This window comes from Actinophytocola sp. (assembly GCF_035712165.1).
GTDB lineage: Bacteria > Actinomycetota > Actinomycetes > Mycobacteriales > Pseudonocardiaceae > DASYTH01.
Genome location: NZ_DASTBH010000182.1, coordinates 1 through 7762, shown reverse-complemented (window position 1 = coordinate 7762; position 7762 = coordinate 1). Strand labels below are relative to the sequence as shown.

Annotated in this window: 7 protein-coding genes; 5 read left to right on the top strand and 2 right to left on the bottom strand. The window is 72.2% G+C overall.

Annotated elements, in window-relative coordinates:
- Positions 1-894: MFS transporter (locus VFO68_RS10110; RefSeq protein WP_325157945.1), on the bottom strand; the 894-nt coding region annotated here is incomplete at its 3' end.
- Positions 895-1226: 332 nt separating this feature from the next.
- Between VFO68_RS10110 and VFO68_RS10105 the strand changes: the two genes are divergently transcribed.
- A complete protein-coding gene (locus VFO68_RS10105) occupies positions 1227-1799 on the top strand; it encodes a YqgE/AlgH family protein (RefSeq protein ID WP_325157944.1) in 573 nt (190 codons plus the stop codon).
- A 53-nt stretch (positions 1800-1852) separates the two neighbouring features.
- Positions 1853-2824: a hypothetical protein gene (locus VFO68_RS10100; RefSeq protein WP_325157943.1), complete on the top strand. Its 972-nt coding sequence runs from the start codon at positions 1853-1855 to the stop codon at positions 2822-2824.
- On the opposite strand, the gene VFO68_RS10095 is transcribed toward VFO68_RS10100, so the two are convergent.
- Complete coding sequence (locus tag VFO68_RS10095) at positions 2805-3215, bottom strand: SdpI family protein (RefSeq protein WP_325157942.1); 411 nt, start codon at positions 3213-3215, stop codon at positions 2805-2807. The genes VFO68_RS10100 and VFO68_RS10095 overlap by 20 nt on opposite strands.
- Positions 3216-3391: 176 nt before the next feature.
- Here VFO68_RS10095 and leuS point away from each other — a divergent pair, with 176 nt between their 5' ends.
- From leuS to VFO68_RS10080, 3 genes are all read left to right on the top strand, one after another.
- On the top strand, positions 3392-6280 hold the full coding sequence (gene leuS, locus VFO68_RS10090; protein ID WP_325157941.1) for a leucine--tRNA ligase: 2889 nt from the start codon (positions 3392-3394) through the stop codon (positions 6278-6280).
- A gap of 98 nt (positions 6281-6378) precedes the next feature.
- Entirely contained in the window at positions 6379-6918 is a 540-nt protein-coding gene (locus VFO68_RS10085) for a sigma-70 family RNA polymerase sigma factor (protein ID WP_325157940.1), read from the top strand.
- A complete protein-coding gene (locus VFO68_RS10080) occupies positions 6911-7642 on the top strand; it encodes a hypothetical protein (protein WP_325157939.1) in 732 nt (243 codons plus the stop codon). The genes VFO68_RS10085 and VFO68_RS10080 overlap by 8 nt, the downstream gene beginning before the upstream one ends.
- Positions 7643-7762 lie beyond the last annotated feature (120 nt).

Below are 7762 nucleotides of genomic sequence, written 5' to 3'. Positions count from 1 at the left end.
CTCCACCACCCGGGCCGTGGTCAGCCCGGCCACCAGGATGCCGAGCCCGCCGGCGGCGAAGATCTCGGCCAACCCGGGCAGGCCGGCCTTCAGCGGTCCCAGGTCGGTGAAGCTGTACCGCATCAGCAGCACGGTGATCAGCAACGAGATGCCCACCGCGGCCCGGTGGGCGAACAGGGCGATGAAGCCGGCGGCCACGGTCGGGGCGCGAAACGCGGCCCGGCCGCCGTCGAACAGGCCACGGGCCACCGCGAGCAGGGCCACCGCCGGCTCGTCCACCTCGTCCGGGCCGAGCTCGCCGCGGGCGAACCGCACCGCGAAGGCGGCGGCGAACACCGAGCCGACCACGGCCACGCCGGTGGTCAGCGCGGACCCCAGGTCCCCCGCGCCCAACAGCGCCCGCAGGCCGACCGCGCAGATCCCGCCGAACACGGCGATCAGCGCGCCCAGCGTGGTCGCCATGGCGTTGGCCTCGACCAGGTTGCGCACCGGCACCACGTGCGGCAGGGAAGCCGACAACCCGGACAGCACGAACCGGCTGACGCCGACCGCGAGCAGGGCGAGGATCAGCAACAGCCCGCCGCTCGCCCCGGCGGCCACGCCCCCCGCGCAGATCAGGATCAGCGCACCGCGCAGCAGGTTCGCCCCGACCAGCACCCGCCGCCGGTCCCAGCGGTCCAGCAGCGCGCCGGCGAACGGTCCCAGGAGCGAGTACGGCAGCAGCAGCACGGTGAAGCCGGCGGCGATGGCCAGCGGTGAGGCGCCGCGCTCGGGGTTGAACACCACCGCGCCGGCCAGCCCGGCCTGGAACAGGCCGTCCCCCCACTGCGCGGCGAACCGGCTGTAGAGCAGCCGGCGGAAGTCGGGAATGGCGAGCAGCCGGCGCGGCCCGATCCGGTCGTGCTGATGATCATCACGGCTCGGCGTGGAGACCGCCACCGGAGAAAGTGGCGCGTCCGCCGATGTGCTCACGATATGTCAGCCTACGTCGCGGGCTGTGTGGCCGGGATGACCCGAAAGGCCCGGGCGACCCCGCGAACGGGGTCGCCCGGCAACTGGCACCCGGTCGCCTCTCGGCGAAGTTGCGCGACGCGGCTCCAGCCGGACGGTATTCCGCGACGGCGGTTCCTAGTTGGGCCCGGGGGACTCGATGGTGCCAGCCGGATTGTCAACGAGCCTGCCCCTCGGGTTGTTCCCGGGGGCCGACCGGATGGGATCATTTGACGGTGGACCCCGACGCGGACGTGGAGCCGGGCTCGCTGCTGGTCGCGGCGCCGAGCCTGCTGGATTCCAACTTCCGTCGGACCGTGGTGTTCGTCATAGACCACCGGGGCGAGGGAACGCTGGGTGTGGTGCTCAACCGGCCGAGTGACGTGCCGGTCGACGACGTGCTGCCGAACTGGGGGCCGCACGTGAGCCGGCCCGGCGCGGTGTTCGTCGGCGGGCCGGTGGAACAGAAGACCGCGCTGTGCCTGGCCGCCCTGCGCACCGGCGAGGACATGAACGGGGTGTCCGGGCTGATCGGCGTGCGCGGTCCGGTGGCGCTGGTGGACCTGGACACCGATCCGCTCGTGCTGGTGCCCAAGGTGCGTGGGCTGCGGGTGTTCGCCGGCTACGCGGGCTGGGACGTCGGCCAGTTGGCCGGCGAGATCGACCGGGGCGACTGGATCGTGGTTCCGGCGCTGCCCAGCGACGTGCTCGCCGCGCCGGAGGACGACCTCTGGGGCCGGGTGCTGCGCCGGCAGGGCATGCCGCTGGCGCTGCTCGCCACCCACCCCGGCGACGTGCGGACGAACTGACCGATCCGGGCCCGGCCGCGCTCCGAATCCCCCGCGAGTGATTGGGGACTTCGGTGGCCAGACATCAGCGGCCGGTGCCGGCTGGAGCACTCGGCCAGTTCGCCAGCGGGCTGCGCGGTGTACGACGCCGGGCCGGCAACCCGAGCCTCCGGGCGCTCGCCGGGGAGACCGGCTATCCGGTGTCGGACCTCGCGGCCATGCTGACCGGTGATCAGGTTCCCTCGCTCACGGTCACCCTGGCCTTCGTCACCGCCTGCGGCGGGGACGTCGGCGCCTGGGCCGACCGCTGGGCCGCCCTGTCCGGGACGGCCCTCCCCGGACCGCCGGCCGGGCCCGCCTTCGTTTCCCGACGACGCAGGCGGACCCGGCTGGCGCTGGTGCTCACCGGGGCGACCGTGGTTCCGGTGGTGGTCGCCGCGGTGCTGCTCGTCGCGGCGGCCCGGCCGCGGCCGCCCCAGGTGCTCGCCGCGACCCCGGCCGCCTCGACGTCCGGGACGGCCGCCCAGCGCGCGGACGTGGCGCCGGTGTACCGGGACATCGCCGGCCCGGCCTGCCCGATGGACGAGACCCGGCGCACCAACGTCGCCGGCGCCCCGGGTGCGGCCGGCTGGCGGGAGAACCGGGGCGGCAGTTGGACCGGCGACCAGTGCGACGACCGGTTCCTCTACACCGAACTGCGCTACGACCCGGCGGCGGACAACCCGGAGAACTACTTCCAGTGGCTGTTCACCCTCGCCGAGCCCACCGCCCAGCTCTGCCAGGTGGAGGTGTTCGTGCCGAACTCGGGGCGGGCCAACGCCGTGGTCTGGTACGAGATGGCGGATCGGTTCGACAACTTCGACGTGGCCATCGGGCGGTTCGCCGTGGACCAGGCGTCCAACCAGGGCACCTGGGTGCCCGGCGGCACCGTCCCGGTCGACACCGGGGTGCTGCTGGTGCAGATCGGCGGCGACGGCGAGGACCTGCAGCCGGGCAAGCAGTCCATCGCCGCGGGTCCGATCCGGATCAGCTGCGTACGCCCCTGACCCCGCAGTTGCCGCAGGCGCAGCCGGCGCAGCCGGCCGGGAGGTCCCGTTCGGGCTCGGGCAGGGCCAGCGCCGCCCGGTGACCGAGCACCCCGGCTCCGGTCGCGATGGCGACCATGCCGGCGAGTCCCAGCAGGGCACAGGCCAGCGGCGCGGCGGTGCCCGGCAGCAGCAGCGCGGCGGTTCCGGCGACCACCCCGACCAGGCCGGCCACCATGGTCGGCGGTCCGGCCACCCGGTTGGCCAGCCGGAACGCCTCGTCGCTGCGCATCGACGCGGCGGTGCGCACGCCGGCGAAGCGGTTGCGAGGCAACCGCTGACGGGTGGCCCGCAGGCCGACGACGGCCACGAGCAGGCCGGTCAGGACGGGCAGAAGCAACAGCACGGACACCGGGCGATGGTATGCGGGTTGTGGTCGGGGGCTATCCTGAGGTACATGAGCACGGCACGCCTGCTCCTTATCGAGCCGCGCTGACCCGAAGACGGTGGTCGGCGCGGCAACCCCTCATGCTCATCCGAGCGGAGGGGTTTTGTTCTGTTCAGGAGCGGCAACAGGAGGACACGGCCATGAGTGACGCTGCCGAGGCGGTACCGGCCCACCGGTACACCGCCGCGCTGGCCGGCGCGATCGAGCGCCGCTGGCAGACGTACTGGGAGGAGCACGGCAGCTTCAACGCTCCCAACCCGACCGGTCCGCTGGCCGGGCCCGTGCCGTCGGACAAGCTGTTCGTCCAGGACATGTTCCCCTACCCGTCCGGCTCCGGGCTGCACGTCGGGCACCCGCTGGGGTTCATCGGCACCGACGTGTTCGCCCGGTACCACCGGATGAACGGGCGCAACGTCATGCACACCATGGGTTTCGACGCGTTCGGCCTGCCCGCCGAGCAGTTCGCGGTGCAGACCGGCCAGCACCCGCGCAAGACCACCGAAGACAACATGCAGACCTACCTGCGCCAGATCCGCCGGCTGGGGCTGGGTCACGACGAGCGGCGCCGGTTCGCCACCACCGATCCCGAGTACTACCGCTGGACCCAGTGGATCTTCCTGCAGATCTTCAACTCCTGGTACGACGAGCGGGTCGGCCGGGCCCGGCCGATCGGCGAACTGGAGGGCGAGTACGAGCGGGGCGAGCGGTCCACTCCGGACGGCCGGGCGTGGGCGGAGCTGACCGGGGCGCAGCGTCGCGAGGTGATCAACGAGCACCGGCTGGCCTATCTGTCCAACGCGCCGGTGAACTGGGTGCCCGGCCTGGGCACCGTGGTGTCCAACGAGGAGGTCACCGCCGAGGGCCGCAGCGAGCGCGGCAACTTCCCGGTGTTCCGCAAGAACCTGCGGCAGTGGATGATGCGGATCACCGCCTACGCCGACCGGCTGATCGACGACCTGGACCGGCTGGACTGGCCGGACAAGATCAAGGCCATGCAGCGCAACTGGATCGGCCGCTCACACGGCGCCCGGATCCGCTTCCCCGTGGGGGACGCGCCCATGCGGAGCGCCACGTCGACCATTCCGGCTGGCACCCCGGCCTCGGCCACCGCCGTGGCCATCATCGAGGTGTTCACCACCCGGCCCGACACCCTGTTCGGCGCGACCTACATGGTGCTGGCGCCGGAGCACCCGCTGGTGGACCTGATCGTCGCCGACACCTGGCCGTCCGATGTGGACAGCCGGTGGACCGGCGGGGCGGCCACCCCGGCCGAGGCCGTGGCCGCCTACCGGCGCGCGGCGTCGATGAAGTCCGAGCTGGACCGGCAGGAGAACAAGGACAAGACCGGGGTGTTCGTCGGCAGCTACGCCACGAACCCGGCGAACGGGGCCGAGATCCCGGTGTTCGTCGCCGACTACGTGCTGATGGGCTACGGCACCGGCGCGATCATGGCGGTGCCCGGCCAGGACCAGCGGGACTGGGACTTCGCGGAGAAGTTCGGCCTGCCCATCGTGCGGACCGTGCGACCGAGCGAGGACTTCGCCGGCGAGGCCTACACCGGCGCCGGTCCGGCGATCAACTCCGGTTTCCTGGACGGGCTGGACATCGACGACGCCAAGAAGACGATCATCGCCTGGCTGGAGGAGCACCGGCACGGCCAGGGCATGATCCAGTACAAGCTGCGGGACTGGCTGTTCTCCCGGCAACGCTACTGGGGCGAGCCGTTCCCGATCGTCTACGACGAGCACAACCAGCCGATCGCGCTGCCCGAGCAACTGCTGCCGGTCGAGCTGCCCGAGGTGGACGACTACGCCCCGGTCACCTACGGGCCGGAGGACGCCGACACCGAGCCGTCGCCGCCGCTGTCCAAGGCGACCGAGTGGGTCAGTGTCGAGCTGGACCTGGGCGACGGGCCGCGCACCTACCGGCGGGACACCAACACGATGCCCAACTGGGCCGGGTCGTGCTGGTACCACGTGCGCTACGTGGACCCCGGCGACCACGAGCGGATGGTCGAGCCGGACAACGAGCAGTACTGGCTGGGACCGCGGCCGGACCTGCACGGGCAGAACGATCCGGGCGGCGTCGACCTGTACATCGGCGGTGTCGAACATGCCGTGCTGCACCTGCTGTACTCGCGGTTCTGGCAGAAGGTGCTGTTCGACCTGGGTCACCTGAGCGCCGACGAGCCGTACCGCCGGCTGTTCAACCAGGGCTACATCCAGGGCTACGCCTACACCGACGCGCGCGGTGTCTACGTGCCCGCCGAGGAAGTGTCCGAAGTGGACGGAAAGTTCTTCTGGAACGGCCAGGAGGTCCGCCAGGAGTACGGCAAGATGGGCAAGAGCCTGAAGAACGTCGTCACCCCGGACGAGATGTGCGAGCGGTACGGCGCCGACACCTTCCGGCTGTACGAGATGTCCATGGGGCCGCTGGATGTGTCCCGGCCCTGGGCCACCAAGGACGTCGTCGGCGCGCACCGGTTCCTGCAGCGGCTGTGGCGCAACGTGGTCGACGAGGACACCGGCGCACTGCGGGTGGTGGACACCGAGTTGGGCGAGGACACCCTGCGGGCGCTGCACAAGACCATCGCCGGGGTGCGCGAGGACTTCGCGGCGATGCGGTACAACACCGCGGGCGCCAAGCTGATCGAGCTGAACAACCACGTCACCAAGCAGTTCGCCGACAGCGCCCCGTCGCGCGCGGTGGTCGAGCCCATGGTGCTGATGCTGGCGCCGCTGTGCCCGCACATCGCCGAGGAGATGTGGTCGCTGCTGGGACACACCGAGTCGCTGGTGCACGGGCCGTTCCCGGTGGCCGACGAGCGGTACCTGGTCGAGGACACCGTGGAGTACCCGATCCAGGTCAACGGCAAGGTCCGGTCCCGGGTGGTGGTTCCCGCCACGGCCAGCACCGACGAGGTCACCGCCGCCGCGCTGGCCGAGGAGAAGATCGCCGCACTGATCAACGGCAGCCAGCCGCGCCGCGTCATCGTCGTCCCCGGCCGCCTGGTCAATGTGGTCCTGTAGCGGGGTCGTTCGGTAACCCGCGGAACCCTTCCGCGCCCGGCGGTGTAGGGAGGGTGGAACGTGGGTGAGGAGAGCGGGTCACGGACGACGACGAGGCGGTGAGCCGGGCGCGGGACGGCGACCTGGACGCGTACGGCGTGCTGGTCGCGCGGTACCGCACGCTCGCGCACCGGACCGCCTACCTGCTCGGCGCCGGGGCCAGTGCCGAGGACGTGGTGCAGGAGGCCTTCGTGAAGGGGTTTCGGGCACTGCGGGGATTTCGGCCGGACGGCGCGTTCCGGCCGTGGTTGCTGCGGATCGTGGCCAACGAGACCAGCAACCTGCACCGGTCGGCGCGCCGGCGGGCCGCCCTCGAGCTGCGGGTGGCCGGCTTCGCGGGGGAGGCCGGCCACCCGGACCCGGAGCAGGAGGCCATCTCCGGGGCGTCCCGGACCGCGCTGCTCAATGCGGTCCGGGCGCTGCCGGAGAAGGACGCGCACGTGATCACCTGCCGGTTCTTCCTGGACCTGTCCGAGGCCGAGACCGCGCAGGTGCTCGGCTGGCCCAGGGGCACGGTCAAGTCCCGGCTGTCCAGGGCGCTGGCGAAACTGCGCCCGGCCATGTCCGGGGGTCTCGGCGAGGAGGCGGCCCATGGCTGACCTCGACCTCGAGGTCGCGCTGCGCGACCTCGGCGCCCACCTGGACATCCCGGATCCGCCGGAGCTGACCGGAGCCGTGCTCGACCGGCTCGCCGAGCCGCGGCGGCGTGCCTGGGGCGTGCCGGCCCGGGTCGCCGCGGCCGTCGTCCTGGTGCTGCTGACCCTCGCGGTGCTGGTCACCGTGTCCCCGCCGGTCCGGGCCGCGGTGCTGAACCTGTTGCGGTTCGCCGGAATCGAGCTCAGCACCGACGCCGCGCCCGCGGGGCGTCCGCTGCCGACCGCCGTCCCGCTGCCCGGCGAGCGCGTCGTCGACCTGGCCACCGCCCGGCAGCAGGCCCAGTTCGAGATCGCCGTGCCGGCGAAGCTCGGCGAACCGGAGACGGTGCTGCTGGCCGACGGCACCCCGCCGCGGATCGTGTCGCTGAGCTACCGGGGCGGCTCGGTGCGGCTCGACGAGTTCGACGGCGAACTGGACTTCGCCTTCTACAAGAAGATGGTCGGCTCCGACGGCGTGGAGTGGACCCAGGTCGACGGCGGGCCGGCGATCTGGGTGGACCGGCCGCACGAGTTGGTCTACGTGGACCCCGGCGGCCGGCACCGCCAGGAGTCGGCCCGGCTGTCGGCGAAAACCCTGATCTGGCGCAACTCCGATGGCGTGACCCTGCGCCTGGAGGGTGACTTCAGCGTGGCCGAGGCGATCGAGGTGGCCGAGTCGGTCAGTTGAGCCCGACCTGCAGCAGGATGTCGGCCAGTAGCGCCTCGAACAGCGGCTCCGGTTTGGCCACCGCGAACGGGAACCGGCCGAACACCTCCAGCGCGATCTGCCCGTAGAGCCGGACCCAGA

Coding starts and splice junctions, on each gene's coding strand:
- leuS (WP_325157941.1), top strand. CDS start 3,392: ATGAGTGACGCTGCCGAGGCGGTACCGGCCCACCGGTACACCGCCGCG.
- VFO68_RS10080 (WP_325157939.1), top strand. CDS start 6,911: ATGGCTGACCTCGACCTCGAGGTCGCGCTGCGCGACCTCGGCGCCCAC.